Below are 1,994 nucleotides of genomic sequence, written 5' to 3'. Positions count from 1 at the left end.
GATTGGGGCTGTCCTGATGGACTTCCACGATGAATGGCTTAGTTCTACAAGAAAGTATATTAAGTTTGAACACTAAAAGACTAGTGAAACATTGTATAGTATTTTACACAAGATTATGGACTTGACTAAAATGTGTTGAACACTTTAAAATAAGATAACTGTATTTTAGAAAAGGGATGAAGTAATAAAATATAAATGGCACTGGACGAACAGAAGCAAAGAACCATTTTTAAAAGTTATTAAATATTTTATTCATGTCTACATTTCTATTTTTATACTAGGATTTATGTTGTATTTGTCGAGGTAGATTTTACCATAACATAATATGCTGGGAAGTTTTTCTAGTAGGAATTTTAGTTACATTCTTAGAATAATATCTTTTATCGAAAGAATAAACTATGACTACAGTCTAATGCTTAACCATATTTTTTATGGTATAACATATTTGTAATCCCTAACCAAGAAAGGAGTTTTTTTTATAAAAACTGTAATATTAACTATATTGTCCATAATAGGCGCTTATTTTGCTTACGGTATCTTTGCAGAAAACATAGGTATGATGATAAGAAATAAAAAAATATCTGGGATTCCTATACGAACACAAATAAAAATTTTGTTAAAAAAAAGCAAACCTAAAAGATAGGTTTGCTTTTTTTACATTTACATTATTGATACCCATGGCTTACAATTCTCCAAGGCTTCGTTCCTATAACCCACTTATAACCTCTTGATGCATCAATCGTTTTCAATTGATTGTGCATGCCATTAGCAACCATTGGATCTAAAGGCAGTCCTACTACCTTTCCATATGCTTGCATAGCATAAATTGCAGCCCTACCTCCATATTTCCAGGTCTTAACCAGAGCTGAATTAATTCCCATAGAAATTCTGGTTTCTTTTCCTACTTTATAAGTTTTTATCCATGAACTACCTCTACGAAACATATCTTCTTGTAAAGCTTGATTGTAAGCTTCCTCACCAATGATACTTTTAACATCAATACCAGCATTCTCTGCCGCTTCAAATGCTTGAGCGTTAGATATAGAGAATACTTTAACATCTGTTTCTTCTTGATTAAAAGTATAATTCGCTTGGGTGGCGTTCACAGAGTCAGCATAAGCAACAGTTCCGAGTGTCCCAGGCACAATAGCAGCTCCGATCGTTAATAATGATAATCCTAAAACAAGCTTTTTTTTCAATTTTAAACCACTCCATTCAAATTTATTTTTAGAACAGTATCAGTTTGCCACTTGTCTAACAAACTGTTTTTTTACAAGTGGTAAACCTTCGCATTGTAAAATACCTCCTATATTTTACAAAAATAGTATAGTCCATGTATTTAAATAATGCAACCATATTATAATATTATTTGTATTTAAATAATGTCGCAGTTTTAGCATATTACCTGTGTCTAAACTGAGTGATTTTTTATAGGAGGATAATAATTATGTTGAACACATAAACCTGTTTTTATCGATTCTCAACAATCTGTGGTTAATCTGTATGAAGTTCATTTATGATACTTTTTTATAGGATCAGTCATATTCGAAAAGAGAGTATTATGAATTCAAGGGGGAAGTTATTTTTCTTTGCAAACCACAATCTGTCATCATGAAGACTGTATTATTCCACTATCAACTGATATAATATACTTTGTAAATATATTTATATTGAAGAGGGGATTCTAATGATTATTAATTCTTTAACAAAAAAAGAAAAAGAAATACTAGAAATTTTTTTAAATAGCGAAAATGCTCTGTCAGTAAAAAATATTTTGGATAATGATAGTTCACTAAATAAAAATACTGTTCCTGTGATTGTTAGACAGTTATTGAACAAAGAGTTGATTAAGGTAGATCATATAGGAAGAAGCGGCACAACATTTTCTCGTTTTTATACACCTACTGTGACTTTATCGGAGTATTTAAAATGGACTATTCAGGATATTTCTAACGTTAAATATGATCAATTAATGAAAAGTTTTGTTTCTGGCA

General features: G+C 30.2%; 2 protein-coding genes. One reads left to right on the top strand and one right to left on the bottom strand.

The window, feature by feature from the left end; all coding sequences use genetic code 11:
- Positions 1-665: 665 nt before the first annotated feature.
- Positions 666-1,199, bottom strand: a complete 534-nt coding sequence (locus CBF27_RS13945) for a hypothetical protein (protein WP_126815306.1) — start codon at positions 1,197-1,199, stop codon at positions 666-668.
- A gap of 488 nt (positions 1,200-1,687) precedes the next feature.
- Between CBF27_RS13945 and CBF27_RS13940 the strand changes: the two genes are divergently transcribed.
- Positions 1,688-1,994 (top strand): BlaI/MecI/CopY family transcriptional regulator (locus CBF27_RS13940; protein WP_126815305.1); only part of this gene is annotated, 307 nt, incomplete at its 3' end.

The organism is Vagococcus acidifermentans (genome assembly GCF_003987655.1).
Lineage (GTDB): Bacteria > Bacillota > Bacilli > Lactobacillales > Vagococcaceae > Vagococcus_B > Vagococcus_B acidifermentans.
This window is presented reverse-complemented; position numbering and strand designations above follow the sequence as displayed.